The organism is Acinetobacter lwoffii, assembly GCF_024129685.1.
Classification (GTDB): Bacteria; Pseudomonadota; Gammaproteobacteria; order Pseudomonadales; family Moraxellaceae; genus Acinetobacter; species Acinetobacter lwoffii_X.
Genome location: NZ_JAMXXL010000007.1, coordinates 17,287 through 39,210 on the forward strand (window position 1 = coordinate 17,287; position 21,924 = coordinate 39,210).

Sequence of the window (21,924 nt, forward strand, 5' to 3'; positions counted from 1 at the left end):
GCACTATTTTATTATTCGAGAAGCAGATTACTATTAATCTGCTTTTTGTTTATCATGTGCCAAACTTCCACCGCCTGATATTTCCATGAAATTCACGCTCGCCCTCATCGCAGCAATTTTAATCTCTCTCGCATGGCTTATGCCTATTCATTATCGGCCGTGGGTCACCTATACAGGTGAGCTGTACGCTTTTTTTGCACTATTTGCATTAGCCGCAATTTGCTTAAAAGAAAAAATAAAATTGCCTGTAGTAAGTTTGCCATTATTACTACTCGCCTGTGTGCCCCTTGTACATTTGTTGGCAGGGCAGGTGTTTTTCTTTAGCATCGCCATGATGGGCTTTATTTTCGTGTTTAGTTTTTGGCTGGCCAGTGTACTGGGTTATCACCTTTCAACAGGAAACTATAGCCGAGAAGAAACCTTTATTAATCTGAGCTATGTATTTTTGGCTTCAGGTACAGTCACAGGCATTATTGCCATTTGCCAATGGACCAATCTGGATGCAACTTTGCCAGGTATGGTAAATATTAGTGGTAATCAGCGGCCTTATGCCAACTTTGCCCAGCCGAATAATATGGCGACTTTTTTAGTCATGGCATTAATGAGCTGCCTTTACTTATATGAAAAGAAAAAAATCCAGAGCAAATGGCTATTTACCTGCGCTGCTGTGATTGTTATGGGAGTGGCTTTAAGTCAGTCACGTACTGCATGGGTTGCTGCAATCGCAATTATGTTGTATCTAGCGTTCTATCAATATAAAGGGATTATTCGCCTGAAATGGGTTTACAGCATCACTTGGTTCATCTTCTTTATTTGCTGTATTGTGGCTTTTCCATTACTCAGTCAGCTCGCTGCACAAGCAATGGACACGGACGTCGTACAAAGCAGGGATGTGGTATCTCGTGCTACCGGAGATATGTCACGACTCGCGATCTGGCAGCAAATGATTGCCGCGATTCAGGCTCAGCCATGGTTGGGCTATGGTTGGTATCAAACTAGCGCAGCGTTCGTTTCAGTCAGCGATACTGTACAAGGCCCGGTGTGGATCCGTAGTGCGCATAATTTTATTATTGATTTCCTGCTCTGGAATGGACTGATCATCGGTCTGCCTTTCTTGGCATATTTTGGTTATTTAGGCTTTCAGTTACAGCGCTGGGTGAATACGCCAGAATCTGTCATTGGAATCTTGATGATCGGGGCTTTTGTGACACATGCCATGTTTGAGTTTCCACAGCATTATGCCTATTTTCTGCTACCAGTCGGTTTTATTCTGGGTACGGTTCTGGCACAAAATCCAAAAATTAAAACAGTGGTTATGCCATCAGTCGGTATGAAATTCATTTTTGCTGTTGGGTTACTTTTATTGATTGTGATTTATCGGGATTATGATGTTGCTGTGCCAAAACTTGGGCAAAGTATTCGTTATGAAAAACAGCCGGAAAAAATCACCAATGAAAAACCAATTTATTTGCTGACCGAGTTTAATCATCGCATTGCCTGGATTCGTCTGAATCCTTATAGCAAGGCATCTGCTGATCAGATTCTGGAAGGTGAACAAATGGTCTTGAGTTATCCGACTAAATATAACCTGATCAAATATGCCAAACTTTTAGCTTTTAATGGATATGAGGCGGAAGCCAAGCATCAGCTGCAACGCTTAAAGACCATTCAGAAAACTGAAATGAGTTATGAAGAATTAACGCAGGATGTACCTCGCTAAATACAAAAAAGCCAGTAGATGCTGGCTTTTTCTTGTCTTAATTTTGAGTTTAGAGCTGACTTTGAATATAGTTTTCAATGCCAATGCTTTCGATCAGATCAATTTGTGTTGTGGTCCAGTCCAGATAGTTTTCTTCTTTCTCTAGGATTTCCTGAACCAGATCACGCGTCACATAATCCATTTGAGTTTCAGCTAATGCCACAGCTTTCTGGATGGCTTCAATATTTTCTTTAACTTTGCGCACATCACAATTCAGCACTTCTTGAGTATGCTGACCAATATACAGTTTGCCCAGATTCTGTAAATTCGGCAGACCTTCCAAAAATAAAATACGTTCAATAATTTTATCGGCATGTTTCATCTGAACAATGGATTCTTTATATTCTGCCGAGCCCAGTTTCTCAATGCCCCAGTCATTAAACATGCGCGAATGCAGGAAATACTGGTTAATGGCAGTTAAGTGGTGATACAACACCTGATTGAGCTGATTAATCACATCACGATTGCCTTTCATCGCATAACTCCATTTGGACCTGTTTTATCTTTCTAAGAAAGCGCTCTAATCCTGATAGTAAAGCAAGTCAGGGGCAAATGGCGAGTAATTTATGGAACAGCAAATGAAAATCGACATCGAATCGATCCAGACTCAGATGAGTGGCAATAAAAACCCGCCAGAGTCAAAGGCGGGGGAGGAGTAATGATCGAAGATCATTGTTTTTCATTATGCTTATAAGGAGAAATATTTTTAATTTATGCTGCAACGGCCAGTCGTGCTGCAATTTGTGAAACTTCATCACTGATGATCATACGGGCTTCTGGTGCACAGCGGCCACAGCAAGTTCCCAAGTCCAACATATCGCGGACATCACGATAACTTTCAGCGCCATTTGCAATAGCATCTTTAATGTCTTGATCTGTAATGCCACGGCATAGACAAACGTACATAGGACACAACCACAGTGATTAAATAAGATAAGTAATATTATTGATAATTGTTATCGTTTGTCAATAAAAATCATTTGAAATAGCTTTTATCATGATTGATGATTTAGATAAAAAATCACCACCTGAGCGGAAATCTAAGTACTGCCCGGATTTCCGCACAAGAGTGATTTGTGATTTAGGATGAGATATTGTGGGTAGGTATTAAGTGATTTTTATAACTTATTGATTAATGATGACAATGCCATCCATCTCAACTAAAGCATCTTTAGGCAGGCTTGCGACACCTAAAGCGGCACGTGCTGGATAGGGTTGGGCAAAATACTCACCCATAATTTGATTGACCAGTTGAAAGTGAGATAAATCGGTCAGGAAAATATTCAGTTTGGCAATATCTGCCAAAGAACCACCAGCGGCTTCACAGACTGCTTTTAAGTTATCAAACACCCGGCGAATTTGAGCTTCAATGCCTTCAACCAGTTCCATACTATAAGGATCCAGGCCAATTTGACCTGATAGATATAAGGTATCACCCACTAAAATGGCTTGCGAATAAGTACCAATCGCAGCAGGGGCATTTTCAGTATGGATTACTTGGCGGGACATTAATTTCTCCTTTTATCATCGACATACATCATATTCGATCAATTCGGCTGATCAAAGCACTATCGTTTTAAATGATCAACTCGCTTTAGAGGCTTCACTGAAAACGACGGGCTGAGCTAGACGGATAATTCGTGGGAAACCGAAATACATGCGTAAATCCCGGATAATCTGTGCAATCTGTTTACGGTTATGCACCACGATATTGACATAGGTTTTGTCATCCTGAGTACGTACCATTTCTACCCCGGAATGCGCTTTACGGCATTGGTAAATCAGGTCGGAAATCTGCTCGTCATTCATATCCAGGTCAATGCTAAGATAGGCAGTAAAGCTGATATCTTCCAGATCATCCGAGGTCCACTGTAACAGCATGATATTTTCTGGATGCTGATGCTGTTCATGCAGCAGGTTGTGACAGCGTGCACGATGCACAATTAAACCGCGACGGGTCAAATGACCCTGAATCGGATCACCCAGCACAGGATTGCAGCAATGTGCATATTTGACATCGACACCTTCCGTTCCCTGAATCAGACGGTCTGAACTGGCAATATTCTGATGCTGATCTTGGGCAAATAAATGGTTGGCCACCAGTTGCGGTAATAAATCACCGACAGCAATTTGTTCAAACAGCTGTTCCTTGCTGGAAACATGGCGCCACTCCAAGAGGTTTTTCCAGTCTGCTTCAGTCAGATCACGAATAGAACGATGGAACAGTTTCAGTGCACGATTGAGTGCCTGTTGTCCGACCAGACGTTGCTCATCTGGATCTTGATCACGCAGAATATTCTGAATAGCGCGACGGGCTTTCTGGGTATTAATAAAACTGAGCCAATCTGGGTTAGGCGTCGCAAGGACATCAGTAATAATTTCTACCACCTGACCACTGACTAGAGGTGTTGAAAGGGGCTTGGTTTCATTATTAATTTTTGCACCCACCGCATGATTGCCTAGGAATAAACTCGCGGCATAAGCAAAGTCAACCGCCGTGGCGCCTTGTGGCAATTCATGTAAATGGCCGTGCGGGGTATAGACCCAGATTTTTTCTTGGTGCAGATAGTCCAGTAATTCACTAAAAGTGGTTTTGGCACATTCACCATCGACCAGGACATTCAGATTCTGCATCGAGGCCTGAATCGCAGAGCGGCAGGCCTGCGGGGCACTTTCACCGAGTACGACGCCAAAACGTGCTGCTTTACGCATCAGTTCGGTTTGAATGGTGAGCGACAGGGTCGTCTCTTCGCCTTTCAAGCGCATCATCAAGGACTGGTTGCCTCCCGGTAATGGACGGCGGATATGATCTTCATAACTCTGGATTTTAAAGCTTTGGGTCAGAATTTCTGCCAGTCGGTCACAGTCCGCGATGCTCTGTAAAATAATCTCAAAAGCATGGCTATGCGTCAGCTCTTGCAGGTCGATATCATTTTTGACGAAGTGGCGCAGTAGCTCAATATTGTTGTTTTTCTTTTTGATCCGGCCTTGAATGGCATGCTGTTGCAGCAGTTCAGTCAAGTTCTTTTCCCATTTGGCCTGATATTCACAGCGTTTCGGCTTGGTTTCCTGTAGTGCGGTCTGAACGTTATTGTACATATCCAGATCAAGATTCTGATAGCACAAATGTTCCAGATTGTCGGCCATTTCATTCATGCCGACAATACGTGCCATTGGCACAAAAATTTCAAAGGTTTCGCGGGCAATACGCGCACGTTTGTCCGGACGTAGTGCATCCAAAGTGGTCATGTTGTGATAGCGGTCGGCCAGTTTCACAATAATGACACGTGGATCTTGTAGAGTCGCTTGCAGGATTTTCCGGAAAGAAGCCGCTTTATTATATTCTTTATCGCTGGAATGGCTCAGTTTGGTGACGCCATCGACCAGTTCTGCGACGGTAAAACCAAAAATCTTGCTAATATCATCTTTGTTAAATTCGGTATCTTCAATCACATCGTGCAGCAGGGCGGCCATTAAGGTTTCAGTGTCCAGACGCATATGCGCCAAGATACAGCTGACCGCAATCGGATGCAGAATATAAGGTTCACCACTTTTACGCACAATCCCGTCATGTGCCATATCTGCATAATCACAGGCCGCAAGCACACGTTCGACATCGCTTTCATTTAAATACGCATCGATAATGATCTCTAACTGCTGCTTGGCTTGACTGACCTGTGGGCCTGGCATAAAACACCTTTTCAACTGAATTTTTTTACAAATAAAACCTGAAAGCACTTTAGAAATGTGAATTTCCTGGCTTGATGGTTTTTTGCTGCTAGTGAGCAGAAAACCAATACAAACTTGATAGCTAACCCTTATGTTATAACCGTTCTGGCATAAATATAAAAGTCACATAACAAAAAAAGCCTAGTTTAGAACTAGGCTTTTTGAGTGACGATCTCTTATTGGAAAGAAAAACCGTCTAAGTTTAGATTATTTGCAGAAAGTGCAAGATCCAAGCTTGATGTTTGATAATCTTGATCACGTTGTTTCAAAATGTCTTTTGATACATGACCTGAAGCGATTTCACGTAAAGCAACAACAGTCGGTTTGTCATTGTCCCATTCTACAGTTGGTTCAATACCTTGACGTGCCAATTGACGCGCGCGTTTGCTTGCCACTAGTACAAGCTCAAAGCGGTTGTCTACATGGTCTAAACAATCTTCAACGGTGACGCGTGCCATAAGAATTCTCGTTTGAATAATAAATTTTAACAGACTGCACAGTATAAAAGGCTTTGTCTATAGACTCAAGTTTTAATCACTGCTCAGTCGGCGTAATCAGTTTCTGGATCAGTTTTTCATGACGGTTGGCTTGCTGACTCAGTACCAGACGATTGGCGATAATCACCGCTTCAAGATCATGCAGCGCCTTATTAAAGTCGTCATTAATAATGATATAGTCAAAGTTGCTATATTGTTGCATATCTTCTACCGCGCAGCTCAGACGATGCTCAATCACATCAACTGCGTCAGTACCACGGTTAGACAGGCGTTCACGCAAGTCGAACTGGCTTGGTGGCAAGATAAAAATTTGTTTAGATTCAGGAAAAAGTCGACGAACCTGTTGCGCACCTTGCCAGTCAATTTCCAGTAGCACATCATGACCTTTGGCCAGTTGCTCTTTGACTGTGGCTTGCGCAGTACCGTAGTAATTACCAAATACTTCGGCGTATTCGATAAAACCACCTTCATTGACCAGATTTAAAAAATCTTCTTTATTGGAGAAATGATAGTGCACGCCATCGAGTTCGCCAGGTCGTTGACCGCGTGTAGTGTGTGACACAGAAACGTGAAGATTGTTGACACGCTCAAGTAGGGCTTTAACAAGGGATGTTTTGCCTGTTCCAGACGCTGCAGAAACGACAAACAAGAGACCCGACATGATATTTTTCCTGATATGATAAAATATCTTCTCTATTTTAGAGTAGAGCGGCTTTAAACTAAATAGTTGTCAGTCGATTGTTTACATTTATTTCAATTGAACCGCTAAAAATGGTGTGAGTATTGAGGATTCTATGGAAATTGTTTTAGCCAACCCACGTGGTTTTTGTGCTGGTGTAGATCGTGCCATTGCGATCGTGAACCGTGCCCTAGAATGCTTTAACCCACCGATTTATGTGCGGCATGAAGTGGTGCATAACAAATTTGTCGTCGATGACTTACGTCAGCGTGGTGCAATTTTTGTCGATGAACTCGACGAAGTTCCTGACGATAATATCGTGATTTTTAGCGCACATGGTGTTTCTAAAGCCGTACAACAAGAAGCCGAACGTCGTGGTCTGAAGGTTTTTGATGCGACTTGTCCCTTAGTGACTAAGGTGCACATTGAGGTGACCAAATATGCCCGTGAAGGTGTAGAGGCCATCTTAATTGGTCATGAAGGTCACCCTGAAGTCGAAGGTACGATGGGGCAATATGATAAAAAAAATGGTGGTGAGATTTATCTGGTTGAAGATGAAGAAGATGTCGCCGCTTTAACGGTACGCAATCCTGAAAAAGTGGCTTTTGTCACGCAAACAACTTTATCAATTGACGATACAGCGAAAGTGATTGATGCCCTTCGCCAGAAATTCCCGCTGATTCAGGGACCACGTAAAGATGATATTTGTTACGCCACACAAAACCGTCAGGATGCAGTGCGTGATCTGGCTGAACGCTGTGATGTGGTTCTGGTAGTAGGTTCTCCAAACTCTTCAAATTCAAACCGCTTACGTGAGCTGGCTGAACGTATGGGTAAAGCGGCTTACCTGGTCGATAATGCCGATGAACTCAAGCAGGAATGGTTTGCAGAAAATGCCCAGATTGGGGTAACAGCAGGCGCATCTGCACCTGAAATACTGATTAAACAGGTCATTCAGCGTTTACAGGATTGGGGTGCACAAGCGCCTAAAGAGCTGGATGGGCGGGAAGAGAATATTACCTTTAGCCTACCCAAAGAGTTACGTATTCCTGTAACACAGGCTTAGAGTGTTAACTGTTTAACATTCTGTTTCTTATTTAAAAATAAGCAGATAACTGGGAAATGACAGTTATCTGTTTTTTTATGCCTTTTATCTGCTCTGTGTGGGTTTTGTAACTTTAATGCGTATTATTTTAACTGGGCCAAAGTTTTGCCTGGGGGAGAGTATGCAGGAAAATAAAGGATTCACTTTAATTGAGCTAATGGTGACGATTGCTGTGGTGGCGATTATTGCTGGAATGGCTGCTCCTTCAATGTCTAGCATGATTCGTAAAAACCAATTACATAGCGATGCAAGAGCTATTGTTGAATTGGCCACAATGGCACGTTCAGAAGCTGTATTTACTAAGAAAGAACAGAAGTTGGCACTAGACGCCTCGGTAACAGACGGCAAGTTCAAGTGGCTGCCAGAGCAACATACCAGTTGGGCAACCAAACCAGTCAATAGCCTGACCTACAATATGTTTGGCTTTTTAGTTTCAGCGAATGATCGTGAGTGTTTTATTTTGCAGCATCAAAAAGATAGTTCAAAAAAAGCGGTCATCGAGTTTTTTAAAAACGGTTCGATTCGATATGAACGCTCAAATAGCACATGCCCAAATTAATAGGATGAGGCTAGAACAATGATAAGAAATCAACGTGGTGTTGGCTTGGTCGAGGTTTTAGTGGCATTGGTGCTGCTTGGAATTGCAGTGCTAGGCTTTACTGCTTTGCAAATTCGGGCAGTTTCTGCCAGTGCCGATGCAGGTCAAAATATTCAAGCCATGAATATTGCACGAGATTTATCTGAACGTATCCGTATGAATCGTGCTGGATTAGATGAATATAAGGCAACTGCAACAGTGACAGATTGTGCTGCAAATTTTTGTACCAGTGATCAAATGGCAGCCTATGACTTTAAACAAGTTCAGTTGCGTGCAGAAAATTTAGGCATGTCTATTGCTGTGAACGACTGCCAAGGTTCGACCCTGAAAAGAAAATGTGTATATGTGGCTTGGGATACAACCACTGCAACAAATGGAAGTGGGGGTAATCACTGTACTAATGGCACAGCGTATAACCCAAACGCACAATGCATAATTATGGAGGCTTATAACTATGACTAAGCTTCAGAAAGGTTTCACTTTACTTGAGCTGATGATTGGCTTGGCAATTGGTTTGTTGGTGGTCAGTGCAGCAACTGCTATTTTTCTCAGCGCACAACGATCTTTAGGATTTCAATTGGGTATGGGTGATGTGCAGCAAAACTCAAATTTTGGCTTGGCAATGCTGACTCATGATTTACGACACGCCAATCTAAACACACCGTCTAACCAAAAAGTTAATAATAAGATGGTGGGTTCTGGCGTAATTTTTGCCCAAGAAAACTATCCATCCAGTTTGCATGCAAATTTGACCAATATTGCGTATAGCACACAAAATTTTGCCGATGATGCAACGGCAGGTAAAAGTGATCAAATTGTGATTCAGTTTGTGCCACAGTATCAAATTGAAGAAGCATCAGATGTTGACCCAAATGATGCTACCAAGAAAATCAATGAAAGATTATTAAGCAATACAGATATGTATGATTGCGAAGGCAATAGAATTGGATTTACAACCGCCAAAGCCAATGAAGACACCCAAGCAATCCGCCCAACCATGGTACAGCGTTACTTTATAGCAAAGTTACCAAATTCACAGCAGGGCAGTGATGGTTTGGATCGTTACGGGCTGTACTGTGATGCGGGGCATTATAATGCAGGCGATAGCAGTATTACGGGCTTAAATAATAACGCACAATTACTCATGCAAAATATTGATGCGTTTAAGGTGCTTTTGGGTGTGAAAAATCCACAAAATAATCAATTGCGTTATCTCACAATGGATGAGTATACCGATTTGATGTCATCTATTACTGAGGAAAAAAATTATCTACAAGTGATTTCCTTGCAGGTGTCTGTAGTAGCGCGATCTGCGACCAATATTGGGGCTGATGCTGGTTTAAATAATCAAACTATTACCCTCCCAGGTACCACTACTGCAGTGGTGTTCGATGGTGATGCGAATTTGAATAAAAAATACATACGTCAACTGGTCACTCAAGTGGTTGGTTTGCGTAATACATTGGGAGCATCGTAATGAATCAGCAAAAAGGTGCGACCTTAATTGTGGTCTTGGTTATTCTGATTTTAATTACCTTGGTGGGCACATTGGCCGTTCGTTCGGGCATTCTAGGTTTAAGGCTGGCAACAAATAGTCAGGTGCAAGCGCTACTTTTAGAAAATAGCAATGCGGCATTATTTAATTTGGAAAACCCGAACCAAGTTGAGCGCCAATTAGCCCAAGATGGTATGTATAGCTATTTTAACTCCGCTGCTAATGCAGAAGATGAGTTGGTGTTTTGCTACCGTGCATCGCAAAGTACATTTTTTTCTATGAGTCAAGCTAGTGCAATTTCCCGAACAGGTTCAAAAACCAAAATTGGGGTAACAGGTTATTGTAAAGCCAATCAGTTTGCGACAGGGCGTTCAGCGGTATTGGCGCAAGTCTATTTAAAGAAAAATATAGACAATGTGGTGCCATTTGCACACGTAGCTCAAAACACCAGTATTGGCTCAAGCAGCTTACCTGTGGTGTCGAACAGTATTAGCGTCACCGTGATTTCAGTCTTGCCAAGTTTTTCTAGCGCAACCAAAAGTGAAATTGAAGCGTGTTTTAGAGAGCGTGCGGCAAATGTATCACGCTGTTTTGAAGGTTTAAATATTCCCTATAACACACAACGTGCTGACTATGTGGTGGGTGGCCAGCCAAAGCTTGTGTCGCAGTTGAACAGCATCAGTGAGGATTAACAAATGAAACAGTTTAATAAAAAAGTTCTTTCTGCCACTGTGTCAATGATGATGACATGGGCAGTGTGCGGAAGTATTCAAACTTCGGTTGCCAGTGATATTGAGATTTATAAGGATGCAACCAAGGGTAAAACCAATATTCTTTTAATGTTGGATACCTCTGGGAGTATGGGAATTAGTTCATTGGTATTGCCAAAAAACAATGCCTATGGCAGTCCAGGTGATGTGACTGAGCCATTATGTGGGCGAGCTACTGTACCTGAATATTATAAAGACGGCTCTTCAACTGCTAATATCTATCAGTGGCACTATAATTTAAAAGACCCTGCCACAAACAAAACAGCAATCAAAAAGACTGTGAATATTGGTGGAACTTCAGTTGATTATTATATGCGTGGCTGCGGCAAGCAAATTAAAGGTCAATGGGTACAAGAATATGATCGACTCTCTCGTTTAAAAGATGCAATTTTACCATTACTAGCGAGTGATGAGTTGGGTCCCAATGTTGTGATGGGGTTGGGGCAATTCTCATCTAAAACAGAGCTAACCATTGGTACTGCGACCAACCGCTTAACCGATGGTCACTCAGGGCGTATATTGGTGCCCAATGCACCGTTAGACACTGCGCAACGGATTAGAATTGCTCGAGAAATCGCCAACATTAAATCACTCGATACTACGACAAATGAAGATGGGACATCTAATCCTGATTTAAAGTTATCTAGTAATAATTATCCAAATGTTACCAAAGCTGCAAGTGGTACCCCAACCGTACATGCGTATGCAGAAGCAGGTGCGTATATGATGGGAACCACCACAGGTGGCACGGGTACAAATAGTGGGCAGGTCAATACCATTTACGATGGTTATATGGCCATGCAGAATGGCTCAGCCCAAGCTTATTTTATTTGTGTAGAGGTCGGGACTACAACCACGGATGCTTTGGGGGCAACAGTACAGCAATGTATCAATAATTGGCCTTGGTATGATGGGAATAATAGAACAGTTACTACAGGAACGATAAGTGGTGGTGTATTTAAACCCGACTCTACAAGCCCTACAGGTTGGAGACAAATTACGAGTCAGGCGGCTTTCAAAAATGAAGTAGGTTCAATGGACTCTGCATGGGAAGTGTTTTCTAAGATGCCCGAAGGCTGGCGCTATGGCGGTTGGATGAAAGTCAATAATGAGCCGATGGATATTGAGCCGATTGTAGGTACAGTATGGGGGGGGTATGAAGGTGGTACCATTGGGATTGTGTCATATCGTACCAGTCCTTTTTCGATTCGATCTACGACCACTCTAGGTACTGGTAGATGTACACAAACCCAATCAGCCACGGTTCGTCCTCATCGTCTTTGGGGCAATGGTAATTTTAGGGATTGGCAAAGCTGTCCTTCAGGTTCTAGTCCACTCAGTAGTTGGGCATCACTATGTGGACGAACAACAGGTGGCCCTTGGACTAGAAATGCAACAGCAAACGAAGTCGCTGCTGGACGATGTTTAGCCCCTGCTGATGGCAGTATTGATCCCTTACCTGGTGCTAGAAATCCACAAGGCGGTTTGCATACAGAAAATTATAATATGACACGTACAACTTACACTGCTCTTACTCCAACCGTCATCACACCTATAGATAATAATGGGGGTTTTGTTTATTCTGTTGATGAAGCAAAAAATGGTAGTAATTATAAAGCTGGAGGGACGACCAATAGCTGTGATGGCAATGGGATTTATTTCTTAACTGACGGTGCGCCAAACTCGACTAAAGACACTATGGCACGCACGATTATGAATCATTCCTTAGCCAATGGTGCTTATGCTTTTTCAGGCAGACCTGATATTAATAGTAGTGATGTACTAAAGCCTGTACCGCTAAAATCTAATCTATTTGCGGGTGAAGCAGGTGGTTGGGAATATATAGGTGCCTACGCGAAAAAATTGCGTAATCGTACGTTATTATCCAACACTCAAAAGAACCCTGCAGATATGAGTATCAAAACAGCGGTAGTTGGTTTTGGTTCATCGTTTGCAGGTATTAATAAAAATGCAAATGGTACTTATGATTGTGACAGTGCACCAAATCAAGATGCAAAAAATGCCTGTTTGTGGGGTAGTGCAGAATATGGTGATGGTGGATTCTATTATGCTGAAAACTCAGAAGATATTAAAAACAGTATTCTTGATTTTGTAGACAAAGCTGGGGCAGACTTTGAACCTATTGCAACAGGTAGTCCAACTATTCCAGTAGACAGCTTAAATCCAGTTCAGTTGCAGCCATACGGATATTATGCAGCTTTTGAGCCAAAACCTCAGGAGAATACCCAGCTTTGGGCGGGGAATTTAAATAAATACAATTTAAGAAATGGTGAGTTGGTCGACAAAAACTTACAGCGCTTAATTTTAAGTACGGGTGCGCTCAATAAAGATGCCGTAGGTTTATGGACCAATGGTGTTAAAGGTCAATTACCACTGGGCACTTTAGTTGCCGCAAATGGCGAGCAAAATTCAAAACGTAAAGTATTCACCAATCGAGTGATTAAAGCGGATAAAACCGCTGTTTCAGGTGATCGATTGGCACAAGTGAGTTTATTGAGTTTATTTGCAGAGAATAATGAAATTGCAAAATTCAAGTATGATGCCGATAAAAACTATTGGTTAAATTTCCTAGGTTATGATGTAGGTATTACAGAGAACATTGCGAGTTTAGCTGATTTAACCAGTAAAGAAGAGTACCGAGAGCTTGGAAGTGTGATGCACTCTACGCCAGTCATGCTGACCCAAGAAGGAAAAATTACGGTTGTAGATGGTAAGTTAACTACAACGGGTCGTAAAGATTACCTGATGTTTGGTTCTACGCAAGGTGCGTTGCATGTGGTAGATGACGAAGGCAAGGAAGTATTTGCTTTTGTACCGCATGAAATGATGGAAAAACAAAAAAATGCATTTATAGATAGTGGCAAATATACAGGTTTGGGTAAAAACAATTTGTTCTATGGTGTAGACGGTCCTTGGGTTGCACACACCCAATATGTTTCAAAAAGTGATGGAACATTAACGGTGAAAGATTCTGGGCGTAAAGCGAGCGATGAAGAAAATGCGCAGAACCTGATTGGTATGCAGTGGGTGTATGGCGGTTTGCGCATGGGTGGAAAAAGTTACTATGCGCTGGACTTAACTGACATTGAAAAGCCTGAATTGAAATTCCATATCAATCCAGATGCAGATAATGCTTCTGCTGCACTCAAGCAAATGGGGCAAAGTTGGTCAAAACCGACTCTCGCTTATGTGAATTGGGGCGATACGCGCAAGCTGGTAATGTTTGTAGGTGGTGGTTACGACCCAGTTTATGAAACTCCTAATGAAAACCCAAGCTCGACCAAAGGGAATGGTGTGTATATGTTTGATGCACACAATGGCGATTTACTCTGGTGGGCGAGTGATAGTGAAAAAACAGGTGCTAGCCGATTTACTCAGAACAATGAGCTAAAATACAGTGTTGTTTCGCAAATTAATGCGATTGACCGTGATGGAGATGGTTTAACAGATCATATCTATTTTGGTGACTTGGGTGGGCAGGCATTCCGTGTTGACTTTAATAATCGAGCAACAGATACAGCAAACTTTGCAACTCGTGCTGTTCTTTTGTTTACAGAGCATCAGGGTTCTGGTCTGAGTCCTCGTTTCTATGAAATGCCAAGTGTGTCTATTCATCAAGATGATGGGAGCTACTTTGCTGCAGTTGCCTTTAGTTCAGGTAACCGTAGCTCGCCATTAGCTGGTTTAAACTCCACAGTAAGTGCTAATGATGCCGTATTTGTAGTGTATGACAATGATGTAGCACGTCAGGACTTGTATAAATCAGGCATCACACTATATACCGAAAATGAAAGCTTAACCCAACTTAACTTTGATAGTGGTGTAGCACGTCGTGGGCAAAATAATATATACAATGGTGGTTGGAAAGCTTATTTTGATAGTGCAAAAGCAGGCCGTTATAAAGGTATGAATGACCTGTATGCTTTAGATGGTATGCTCTATGTCAATGTTTATGACCGAGATGGTACTGGTATTGGTGGTAACTGTGGTGCAGGTGTAGCGGGTGACTCCTATCTGTATCAATATTGTTTACCTACAGGGAAATGTAATTTCTATTCAGGCACTGGAAACAAACCAGATCGGGTAAAACTTGGTGCAGGTATTTTGGGTACAGGTTTGGGTCAGGGTTATGGAAATAATGCAAATACAGTGAGTTTAGTGGTGAATCGTGATCAGCCATCTGCACTGGATTGTAGCTTACCTGCCAATAAAAACTTACCTCAATGCCAGTTGTTTAATACACAGGTAAAACTCAAGCAAATGCGCTGGTATGAGTCGCGTTAAGGGGGGAGTATGCAATTCAAGAAAGGCTTTACCCTAATTGAGCTGATGATTGTGGTCGTTGTGATCGCAATCATTGCAGCCATCGCGATTCCGAGTTATGCCGCATATATTCAGCGTAAAGATCTTGCTTTAGCAAAGCAGGAAGCATTGCGAATAGCGACAGAGCTAGAAAAATTCAAAGCTAAAAACTTCAGCTATAAAGGTTTTGATGCAACCTACTTATATACAGGTTATGCACCATCCACAGGCACTTTAGCAATTCCTGTAGATGGTTCAGATACTAAATTCACCCTTACTTTATTGGATTTAGCCACCAAGAAGCCTTTGTCTATACAAAGAGGCGCAGATGGTAATGAAACCGCAGATTCAAGTTCTGTACGTGGTTTAAACTGGGTGATACGGGTTGAACGTGCTAAAACAGGTACAACCTTAAAACAACCACGTAATTACGATTTATTGTTGACTAGTGAAGGTGTACGTTGTCAAACTCGGACTCCAGATATGGTTTCAACATATACTTGTGGGACTACAAATAATGAAAACTGGTAATCAAGAGCGCGGATTTACACTGATTGAACTCATGATTGTGGTAGCTGTTATTGCTATTTTGGCTGCCATTGCGATGCCATCCTATACCAGTTATAAAGTCCGTGCCAATCGTGTAGAGGTTCAAACGGAGCTGATGCAACTAGCGCAGCGTTTGCAAAGTTATAAGGCGATGAATCATAGTTATCGAAATGCAACATTGGCGAGTATTGGAGGAAGTAGTACATTTCCAAGCCATCAAGCTTTATACAATATTAATTTAGCAATTGATGCATCTAATCAAGCATATACCTTGTCAGCTTTGCCTATTTCAACAGCTGCACAAAAAGGGAATGGTGCCTTAAGTTTAGATCAGACAGGCCGCCAATGCTGGTTTAAAGGAAAAGATTCTCCTGTGCTAACAGATACTTGTTCTGCTTGGTCCGATAAATAAATTCAAAACTGCGGATAAATACGTTTTGATCTTTTATTCAGGGCAAACTTCGCGTAAAATACTGCCCTCTATGAAAGGGGTTTGAAATGTATCGATGGTCGGTGCAGGGATAATCCGTAAAAACTATAAGGTTCTATCATGGTTGTTATTCGTCTTGCACGCGGTGGTGCTAAAAAACGTCCGTTCTATCAAATCATTGTGACTGATAGCCGTAATGCACGTGACGGTCGTTTCATCGAACGTATCGGTTTCTTCAACCCTACAGCTCAAGGTAAAGCAGAGAAACTTCGTTTAGATGCTGAACGTTTTGCTCACTGGGTTTCTCAAGGTGCTCAACCTTCTGATCGTGTTGCTTCTTTAGCTGCTCAAGCTAAAAAAGCTGCAGTTGCTGCATAATTTTTCTATAAATTAGGTAGTAGCTTGCCCATGACACCAACACAGAATGTTCCCGAAGATCGTATTCAGATTGGACAGTTGCGTTCAGCATATGGATTAAATGGGTGGCTCTGGGTCTATTCCAATACAGAACCTATGAGCAACATATTTGACTATCTGCCTTGGTACATTGAGACCAAAGCAGGTTGGCAAATTGTCGATGTAAAACGTTGGAAACCACATGGTAAAGGACTGGTTGTTTCGCTGAAAGGTGTGAGTGATCGCACTGGCGCAGACGAACTGGTTGGCTCCAATGTCTGGATCTCTAAATCGCAACTGCCTCAAGCAGGCGTAGATGAGTACTATTGGTCTGATTTAAAAGGTCTAACTGTGTTAGGTCTGGACGATGAAGAGCAAGAAGTCAATCTCGGTCAAATTTTTGAGCTGTTTGAGACAGGTGCTAACGATGTGATGGTGGTTCGCGCAACTGCCGACAGCATCGATGGCGAAGAGCGAATGATCCCATGGCATAAAGATGTGGTGCAACGCGTTGATCTTGAAGCTGGTCGTATCTACGTCAATTGGGGCGTAGACTACTAAGAATTTTTCGGAAATACGGGAGTCTGCGATGTTTTTTGCAGTCATTACGCTTTTTCCTGAAATGTTTGAAGCGATTACAGCCTATGGGATTAGCGGGCGCGCAGCAAAACGTGAGTTGATGCAAATTCATTACATCAATCCTCGCGATTATGCGACGGGCAACTATAAACGCGTGGATGAACGTCCATTCGGTGGTGGTCCGGGTATGGTGATGATGGCTGAGCCTCTGGCAAAAGCAATCCAGCATGCCAAAGAGCTTGCAAGGCAAGCGGGTGCAGTTCAGGTTCCTGTGGTGTATATGTCACCGCAAGGAAAAACCTTAAACGAAACTGCGGTACAGGATTTTGTCAAATATGACGGAATCATCGTACTGTGCGGACGTTATGAAGGCGTCGATGAACGTTTGATCCAGCAATACGTTGATCAGGAATGGTCAATTGGAGATTACGTCTTGTCGGGTGGTGAACTGCCTGCGATGGTTTTATTGGACAGTATTATCCGGAGACTTCCGGGTGCCATGTCTGATGAACAGTCACACGTGCAAGACTCATTTGTGGATGGTCTGCTAGATTGCCCACAATATACCAAGCCAGATCATTTTGAAGGTTTGGATGTGCCTGAGGTGTTAAAGTCCGGGCATCATGCCAATATTGAAAAATGGCGGTTTTTGCAGCGATATCAGCGTACACTTGAACGCCGCCCAGAGTTGGTGGAAAAAGTCGAGCTGACCAAGCTGCAAAAAAAATGGCTGAAAGATTTGTAAGATATTGATGAGTAATCATTTCTGTCTTCAAGCCAGTACTTAAAATGATTTAAGTATTCTTTAATAGGCTCTTTATGGTTGAGATGGTCAACCATAAAGGGAAAGATAATCGGGTGTATGCGCTTTAGCCTCTATACCCAGCGATGATCAGACCTCTTCTGACTCGCACATATTGGAGATACCCCATGAGCGGTAAGCATCCTTTAGTTCAAGTAATTGAAAACGCACAATTGAAACAAAACATCCCTGCTTTTGCACCAGGTGATACAGTTATTGTTCAAGTTAAAGTAAAAGAAGGCGACCGTGAGCGTTTACAGGCGTTCGAAGGCGTTGTAATTGCTAAGAAAAACCGTGGTTTGAACTCTGCGTTCACAGTACGTAAAATTTCTAGCGGTGTTGGTGTTGAGCGTGTATTCCAAACTCACTCTCCAATCGTTGCTGGTATCGAAGTGAAACGTCGTGGTGACGTTCGTCGTGCTAAACTTTACTACCTACGTGAATTGTCTGGTAAAGCTGCACGTATTCGTGAAAAATTACCAGCTCGTAAAACTAAAGCTTAATTTTAAGCTTTATACGAGTAAAAAAATGCGCCTTTGGGCGCATTTTTTATACCTAATTTTTATGTAGATTTATTCGAAATGTTCCTGAAAAGGCAAGATCATAGCATCAAAAATATCCAAGAAAATTTTATGAATAAACATCAGGAATAATACAAAATATCCCCAAGACGGGAATCCTGCATTAAAAAGTTGAATGCAAATAAAACATTGTGTGATAGCCAGTAAAATACTGATCCATACATTTGCGATAATATGTCGATGACAAGAGGGGCAATAATAAGGCTCATATTTTTTAAATTGAAAAGGATTAATGACTTTTCGTTTGCAGCAGGGGGCAGGTTCTTTTAAATTTGTTTTTGATTTCTATAGAACGTATCTGCATTTATTTTATTTCACACTTATTTTTTTATATTTGATGAATATTTTATATGCAGTTTAATCATGATTAGCAAGTAAATTTTAAGAAAAAAATTAGCGAAAAATAAGATAGAAAAGCCTCTGGATGAATAGAGGCTTGGGTGGTTTTATAAACCTTGCAGTTTTAAACGGTTGGCATGCTGACGATAGGCAGCAACTGGATCAGGCGCAAAGGTACCTTTAATGCCAAACAACAAGTTGATTTCATCCAGATGATTCCACGGGTAATCATCACGAATCGTTTTACCAAATTTGGCACTACATACCGAGACGATTCCATCATTTGCGCCAGCCTTACTCGCAGAAAGCAGATCCAAGGCTTTCATGGCGGCATCGCTGACATCTAGGGGATTGGTCACGGGTTGATTGCCCGTCATTGAATACAGTGCAATGCCTTGGTCTGTATATTTGCCTTCACCACATGGGCTCAGCGAAAGCCCGAGTTTAAAGCGTTGGTTAAATTCGGCTGTGCCTTCAATCGACGTGCTGTGTCCTGCTGCCAGAGCATTATGTGGGAAAGCTTGACTGTCTAAGCCTTGTGCCCACATGATGACGTTGCCAAAACTGCTGATCAGGGTATTGAGCAGTTCAGATGTTCCGGTTTGATTAGCAAGTCGCATGACATCAGAGGCGACAATGGTGCCTTGGTTGGCACCCCCCACAGTCATCACGGAGGCTACATGTTGCGGTATCACCCCGGCTGCATAACGCACGCTATGCGCACCATGACTATGACCAATTAAATTCAGTTTTTTGGCGCCGGTGATTGCCATGACTTCTTTCAGTTGCTCCACATATTGTTCACCTCTGATTTCGCTGGAATTGAAAGGTGAGATGCGGGTGGCAAAGGCAGTTGAACCGTTACGGGCTAAATCTGGCAAAATTTGATACCAATAATCCATGCCTAAGGCATCAAAACCAATTCGATTAAAGCCGACCATGCCATGTGCAAATACAATCGGGTATTGTGTTTTTGCATAATTGGACACGACAAATCTGGATTCTGCTTGCTGCAAATTGGAAGCCTTCACATATTGGCCCGCAAATAACACGCAGCATAAGGTTATAAAATGCGTTCTAATTTTCATAAAGTTCCATTTTGGCGGTTTAAAAATTAGAAAATCCCTGTGCATTAGGATGACAGGGATGAGATTGAATTACAGGCCTTGCAATTTGAGCCGGTTGGCATGCTGGCGATAAACATCGACTGGGTCTGGAGCAAAGATATTTTTTAATCCGAGGAACTGGTTCACTTCATCCAGATGGTTCCAGTTGTAGTTATCCCGAATGGTTTTACCGAATTTGGCACTACAGCGGGAGACCAGACCATCATTTTCCTTGCCGCCATCAATGAGTAGAGCTGTAACTGTCAAGGCTGAATCAGGATCGAGCGGATTGGTGACTTGACCTATACCGGTAAATGAATAATGACGAATATCACCGTCTTTTTCCTTACCTTCACCGCAGGCGGTGGTTGGCATACCGAGCGGATATTTCTGGTTGAATTGAGCGGATCCTGCCAGGGTCAGGCTGCTACCACCGGCCAGAGAATCATGCGGGAAACTGTTCGGATCCAACCCTTGTGCCCAGGTGATGGCCTTAGACACCAGGTTGATACCACCGACTAAAGGCCCTTGTATCGGTGTACCTTCTGCTTGCAGGATCAGGTCTCCAACCGGGGAGCCCTTATGCGGAGCACCGACAGAAGTCAGGGAAGCGACTATTCCATTCCCTGCACCTGCGACATAACGAATGGTCGGGCCGCCATGGGAATGACCGATCAGATTGACTTTCTTTGCACCGGTAATGGCCAGAATTTCATTTACCTGCTCTAAAAGTTGCTCACCCCGAATTTCCGATGAGTTAAAAGGCGAGACACGTGTTGCCCAGACATTACCGCCATTACGCGCCAGATCCGGTAAAATCTGATACCAGTAATCCAGTCCAAACTGGTCAGTACCGATCCGGATGAAACCCGCCATACCATGTGCAAAGACAATCGGATATTGGGTCTTGGCATATTGTGAACTAGCTTTTGCTGTGACCTGACTGGCCTGGGTGGATGCCTGGGTGCTGAGACATGTACCCGCCAGCAGCAGGCCGGTGATTAATATTCCGAATTTCATTATATTTTCCTCACTTTTGTTGTTTTAACGGGATGATCCTCATCCAGTTGCCTAAAGTTCCCCTATGTAGCAGGGACTCAGTTTCCTAAGTTTTTTTAATTAATAAAGATGATCTATTCATAAAATAAGTGATTTATAAGCCTTGCAGCTTGAGCCGGTTGGCATGTTGGCGATACAGTGCGACCGGATCCTGCGCGAAAGGACCCAAAATGCCAAAAAACTGGTTTACTTCATCAAAGTGGTTATGGGCATAGTCCTGACGGATGATTTGGCCATAGCGTCCGCTATACAGCGGTAGAGCACCATCATTGGCTTCTCCTTTCAGGAAACTGCTACCTAAAGTCACGACTGTAGACTCTATCGCATCCAAGGAATTGGTTGCCTGCCGGTTGCCCATCCAGGAATAGTGGTAAATTCCATTGGATGTAAGTTTGCTGCCTTGGGTCTGACAGTTTTGGGGAATGGCAGAGGAGCCATATTTCACATTGAAGGCCTGAATCGCCTCTGGATTCGTGGCTTGCAGTGCCTCGATAATACTGACCGGATACTGGTTAGCTGTAACCAGATTCATGCTATGGCCCAAAATTGTACCAATGGCATGGATAAAGGGTTCAAGCAGTGGCGTCTGGCTGGCATTGACAAAAACCGGGGTGCCTTGCATCGCCCCGGCAATGGCGGTTAAAGAGGCGGCTTTATGCGGTGCAACGCCCTCGATATATTGAATTGTTGGGCCACCTTGGCTATGCCCAATCAGATTGACTTTCTTCTGGCCCGTCAGTGCCAGTATTTCATCAATTTGCATCAAGAGCTGTTCACCGCGCAGTTCATTGGACGCAACAGCAGACAATTCGGCAGAAAACACCCGTGCACCATGCCGGCTCAGGTCTTGGGGAATCTGATACCAATAATCCAAACCGATGCGATCCGTTCCAATCCGGTTAAAACCAAGACCAAAACCATGAACAAAGACCATCGGATATTTTGTCTTGGCATAACTCGAGAGGACAAAATTGCTTTTATATTCCTGTAATGCCGAGGCTTGCACAGGGCCAGTCAAGATGGAAACCAGCAGTAAAAGGTTCAAGTGATAGATTATTTTTTTCATTGCAGCTTCCCGGTCACTGATAGATCAAATGAAAAGAACCAGAAAAAAGCCTATATTTCAGC

22 protein-coding genes are annotated in these 21,924 nt (G+C 42.8%); 13 read left to right on the forward strand and 9 right to left on the reverse strand.

All coding sequences use genetic code 11. The annotated features are described in order from the left end of the window. The first annotated feature begins 85 nt into the window (after window positions 1-85). Window positions 86-1,720: a PglL family O-oligosaccharyltransferase gene (locus tag NI464_RS04885; protein WP_253137880.1), complete on the forward strand. Its 1,635-nt coding sequence runs from the start codon at window positions 86-88 to the stop codon at window positions 1,718-1,720. A 49-nt stretch (window positions 1,721-1,769) separates the two neighbouring features. On the opposite strand, the gene bfr is transcribed toward NI464_RS04885, so the two are convergent. From bfr to gmk, 6 genes are all read right to left on the reverse strand, one after another. Next, a complete protein-coding gene (bfr, locus tag NI464_RS04890) occupies window positions 1,770-2,234 on the reverse strand; it encodes a heteropolymeric bacterioferritin subunit Bfr (RefSeq protein ID WP_253137881.1) in 465 nt (154 codons plus the stop codon). 236 nt (window positions 2,235-2,470) lie between these two features. Next, the gene (locus tag NI464_RS04895; protein WP_004644972.1) at window positions 2,471-2,665 is read right to left on the reverse strand and encodes a bacterioferritin-associated ferredoxin; all 195 of its coding nucleotides are present in this window, start codon (window positions 2,663-2,665) and stop codon (window positions 2,471-2,473) included. Between the two features lie 219 nt (window positions 2,666-2,884). Next, complete coding sequence (locus tag NI464_RS04900; RefSeq protein WP_004644973.1) at window positions 2,885-3,268, reverse strand: RidA family protein; 384 nt, start codon at window positions 3,266-3,268, stop codon at window positions 2,885-2,887. 75 nt (window positions 3,269-3,343) lie between these two features. Then, entirely contained in the window at window positions 3,344-5,449 is a 2,106-nt protein-coding gene (locus tag NI464_RS04905; protein ID WP_253137882.1) for a RelA/SpoT family protein, read from the reverse strand. 215 nt (window positions 5,450-5,664) lie between these two features. Continuing rightward, the gene (gene rpoZ, locus NI464_RS04910; protein ID WP_004281186.1) at window positions 5,665-5,946 is read right to left on the reverse strand and encodes a DNA-directed RNA polymerase subunit omega; all 282 of its coding nucleotides are present in this window, start codon (window positions 5,944-5,946) and stop codon (window positions 5,665-5,667) included. Window positions 5,947-6,022: 76 nt separating this feature from the next. Beyond that, window positions 6,023-6,646, reverse strand: a complete 624-nt coding sequence (gene gmk / locus NI464_RS04915; RefSeq protein WP_004281187.1) for a guanylate kinase — start codon at window positions 6,644-6,646, stop codon at window positions 6,023-6,025. Window positions 6,647-6,779: 133 nt separating this feature from the next. On the opposite strand from gmk, the gene ispH reads away from it, so the two are divergent. From ispH to rplS, 12 genes are all read left to right on the forward strand, one after another. Then, complete coding sequence (ispH, locus tag NI464_RS04920) at window positions 6,780-7,730, forward strand: 4-hydroxy-3-methylbut-2-enyl diphosphate reductase (protein ID WP_253100458.1); 951 nt, start codon at window positions 6,780-6,782, stop codon at window positions 7,728-7,730. Window positions 7,731-7,890: 160 nt separating this feature from the next. Next, window positions 7,891-8,328 carry a pilus assembly FimT family protein gene (locus tag NI464_RS04925; RefSeq protein ID WP_253137883.1) on the forward strand — a complete coding sequence of 146 codons (438 nt, stop codon included), beginning with the start codon at window positions 7,891-7,893 and terminating at the stop codon, window positions 8,326-8,328. An 18-nt stretch (window positions 8,329-8,346) separates the two neighbouring features. Continuing rightward, entirely contained in the window at window positions 8,347-8,829 is a 483-nt protein-coding gene (pilV, locus tag NI464_RS04930; protein ID WP_253137884.1) for a type IV pilus modification protein PilV, read from the forward strand. Further along, entirely contained in the window at window positions 8,822-9,844 is a 1,023-nt protein-coding gene (locus tag NI464_RS04935; RefSeq protein WP_253137885.1) for a PilW family protein, read from the forward strand. The genes pilV and NI464_RS04935 overlap by 8 nt, the downstream gene beginning before the upstream one ends. Next, window positions 9,844-10,554 (forward strand): pilus assembly protein PilX, encoded by a 711-nt coding sequence (locus NI464_RS04940; RefSeq protein WP_253137886.1) that lies wholly within the window; start codon window positions 9,844-9,846, stop codon window positions 10,552-10,554. Before NI464_RS04935 ends, NI464_RS04940 begins: the two co-directional genes overlap by 1 nt. 45 nt (window positions 10,555-10,599) lie before the next feature. Further along, entirely contained in the window at window positions 10,600-14,937 is a 4,338-nt protein-coding gene (locus tag NI464_RS04945) for a pilus assembly protein (RefSeq protein ID WP_420914104.1), read from the forward strand. Between the two features lie 9 nt (window positions 14,938-14,946). After that, window positions 14,947-15,486 carry a type IV pilin protein gene (locus tag NI464_RS04950; RefSeq protein ID WP_253137888.1) on the forward strand — a complete coding sequence of 180 codons (540 nt, stop codon included), beginning with the start codon at window positions 14,947-14,949 and terminating at the stop codon, window positions 15,484-15,486. Beyond that, on the forward strand, window positions 15,473-15,916 hold the full coding sequence (locus tag NI464_RS04955; RefSeq protein WP_111810597.1) for a type IV pilin protein: 444 nt from the start codon (window positions 15,473-15,475) through the stop codon (window positions 15,914-15,916). The genes NI464_RS04950 and NI464_RS04955 overlap by 14 nt, the downstream gene beginning before the upstream one ends. A 138-nt stretch (window positions 15,917-16,054) precedes the next feature. After that, window positions 16,055-16,312, forward strand: coding sequence for a 30S ribosomal protein S16 (gene rpsP, locus NI464_RS04960; RefSeq protein WP_085064356.1), 258 nt, complete (start codon window positions 16,055-16,057; stop codon window positions 16,310-16,312). A 30-nt stretch (window positions 16,313-16,342) separates the two neighbouring features. After that, window positions 16,343-16,891, forward strand: coding sequence for a ribosome maturation factor RimM (rimM, locus tag NI464_RS04965; RefSeq protein WP_004281200.1), 549 nt, complete (start codon window positions 16,343-16,345; stop codon window positions 16,889-16,891). A gap of 28 nt (window positions 16,892-16,919) precedes the next feature. After that, window positions 16,920-17,654 carry a tRNA (guanosine(37)-N1)-methyltransferase TrmD gene (gene trmD / locus NI464_RS04970; protein ID WP_253137889.1) on the forward strand — a complete coding sequence of 245 codons (735 nt, stop codon included), beginning with the start codon at window positions 16,920-16,922 and terminating at the stop codon, window positions 17,652-17,654. A 185-nt stretch (window positions 17,655-17,839) separates the two neighbouring features. Continuing rightward, on the forward strand, window positions 17,840-18,214 hold the full coding sequence (rplS, locus tag NI464_RS04975; protein ID WP_004281205.1) for a 50S ribosomal protein L19: 375 nt from the start codon (window positions 17,840-17,842) through the stop codon (window positions 18,212-18,214). Between the two features lie 524 nt (window positions 18,215-18,738). Here the strand turns inward: rplS and NI464_RS04980 are convergent. The 3 genes from NI464_RS04980 to NI464_RS04990 form a co-directional block, all read right to left on the reverse strand. Beyond that, a complete protein-coding gene (locus NI464_RS04980; RefSeq protein ID WP_253137890.1) occupies window positions 18,739-19,719 on the reverse strand; it encodes an esterase/lipase family protein in 981 nt (326 codons plus the stop codon). Window positions 19,720-19,788: 69 nt separating this feature from the next. Then, window positions 19,789-20,757, reverse strand: coding sequence for an esterase/lipase family protein (locus NI464_RS04985; protein ID WP_044109069.1), 969 nt, complete (start codon window positions 20,755-20,757; stop codon window positions 19,789-19,791). A gap of 133 nt (window positions 20,758-20,890) precedes the next feature. Beyond that, the gene (locus tag NI464_RS04990) at window positions 20,891-21,862 is read right to left on the reverse strand and encodes an esterase/lipase family protein (RefSeq protein WP_253137891.1); all 972 of its coding nucleotides are present in this window, start codon (window positions 21,860-21,862) and stop codon (window positions 20,891-20,893) included. Window positions 21,863-21,924 lie beyond the last annotated feature (62 nt).

What these genes read in the sequence shown, in the direction of transcription:
- NI464_RS04885 (WP_253137880.1), top strand. Translation starts at nt 86, where the DNA reads ATGAAATTCACGCTCGCCCTCATCGCAGCAATTTTAATCTCTCTCGCA.
- bfr (WP_253137881.1), bottom strand. Translation starts at nt 2,234, where the DNA reads ATGAAAGGCAATCGTGATGTGATTAATCAGCTCAATCAGGTGTTGTAT.
- NI464_RS04895 (WP_004644972.1), bottom strand. Translation starts at nt 2,665, where the DNA reads ATGTACGTTTGTCTATGCCGTGGCATTACAGATCAAGACATTAAAGAT.
- NI464_RS04900 (WP_004644973.1), bottom strand. Translation starts at nt 3,268, where the DNA reads ATGTCCCGCCAAGTAATCCATACTGAAAATGCCCCTGCTGCGATTGGT.
- NI464_RS04905 (WP_253137882.1), bottom strand. Translation starts at nt 5,449, where the DNA reads ATGCCAGGCCCACAGGTCAGTCAAGCCAAGCAGCAGTTAGAGATCATT.
- rpoZ (WP_004281186.1), bottom strand. Translation starts at nt 5,946, where the DNA reads ATGGCACGCGTCACCGTTGAAGATTGTTTAGACCATGTAGACAACCGC.
- gmk (WP_004281187.1), bottom strand. Translation starts at nt 6,646, where the DNA reads ATGTCGGGTCTCTTGTTTGTCGTTTCTGCAGCGTCTGGAACAGGCAAA.
- ispH (WP_253100458.1), top strand. Translation starts at nt 6,780, where the DNA reads ATGGAAATTGTTTTAGCCAACCCACGTGGTTTTTGTGCTGGTGTAGAT.
- NI464_RS04925 (WP_253137883.1), top strand. Translation starts at nt 7,891, where the DNA reads ATGCAGGAAAATAAAGGATTCACTTTAATTGAGCTAATGGTGACGATT.
- pilV (WP_253137884.1), top strand. Translation starts at nt 8,347, where the DNA reads ATGATAAGAAATCAACGTGGTGTTGGCTTGGTCGAGGTTTTAGTGGCA.
- NI464_RS04935 (WP_253137885.1), top strand. Translation starts at nt 8,822, where the DNA reads ATGACTAAGCTTCAGAAAGGTTTCACTTTACTTGAGCTGATGATTGGC.
- NI464_RS04940 (WP_253137886.1), top strand. Translation starts at nt 9,844, where the DNA reads ATGAATCAGCAAAAAGGTGCGACCTTAATTGTGGTCTTGGTTATTCTG.
- NI464_RS04945 (WP_420914104.1), top strand. Translation starts at nt 10,600, where the DNA reads ATGATGATGACATGGGCAGTGTGCGGAAGTATTCAAACTTCGGTTGCC.
- NI464_RS04950 (WP_253137888.1), top strand. Translation starts at nt 14,947, where the DNA reads ATGCAATTCAAGAAAGGCTTTACCCTAATTGAGCTGATGATTGTGGTC.
- NI464_RS04955 (WP_111810597.1), top strand. Translation starts at nt 15,473, where the DNA reads ATGAAAACTGGTAATCAAGAGCGCGGATTTACACTGATTGAACTCATG.
- rpsP (WP_085064356.1), top strand. Translation starts at nt 16,055, where the DNA reads ATGGTTGTTATTCGTCTTGCACGCGGTGGTGCTAAAAAACGTCCGTTC.
- rimM (WP_004281200.1), top strand. Translation starts at nt 16,343, where the DNA reads ATGACACCAACACAGAATGTTCCCGAAGATCGTATTCAGATTGGACAG.
- trmD (WP_253137889.1), top strand. Translation starts at nt 16,920, where the DNA reads ATGTTTTTTGCAGTCATTACGCTTTTTCCTGAAATGTTTGAAGCGATT.
- rplS (WP_004281205.1), top strand. Translation starts at nt 17,840, where the DNA reads ATGAGCGGTAAGCATCCTTTAGTTCAAGTAATTGAAAACGCACAATTG.
- NI464_RS04980 (WP_253137890.1), bottom strand. Translation starts at nt 19,719, where the DNA reads ATGAAAATTAGAACGCATTTTATAACCTTATGCTGCGTGTTATTTGCG.
- NI464_RS04985 (WP_044109069.1), bottom strand. Translation starts at nt 20,757, where the DNA reads ATGAAATTCGGAATATTAATCACCGGCCTGCTGCTGGCGGGTACATGT.
- NI464_RS04990 (WP_253137891.1), bottom strand. Translation starts at nt 21,862, where the DNA reads ATGAAAAAAATAATCTATCACTTGAACCTTTTACTGCTGGTTTCCATC.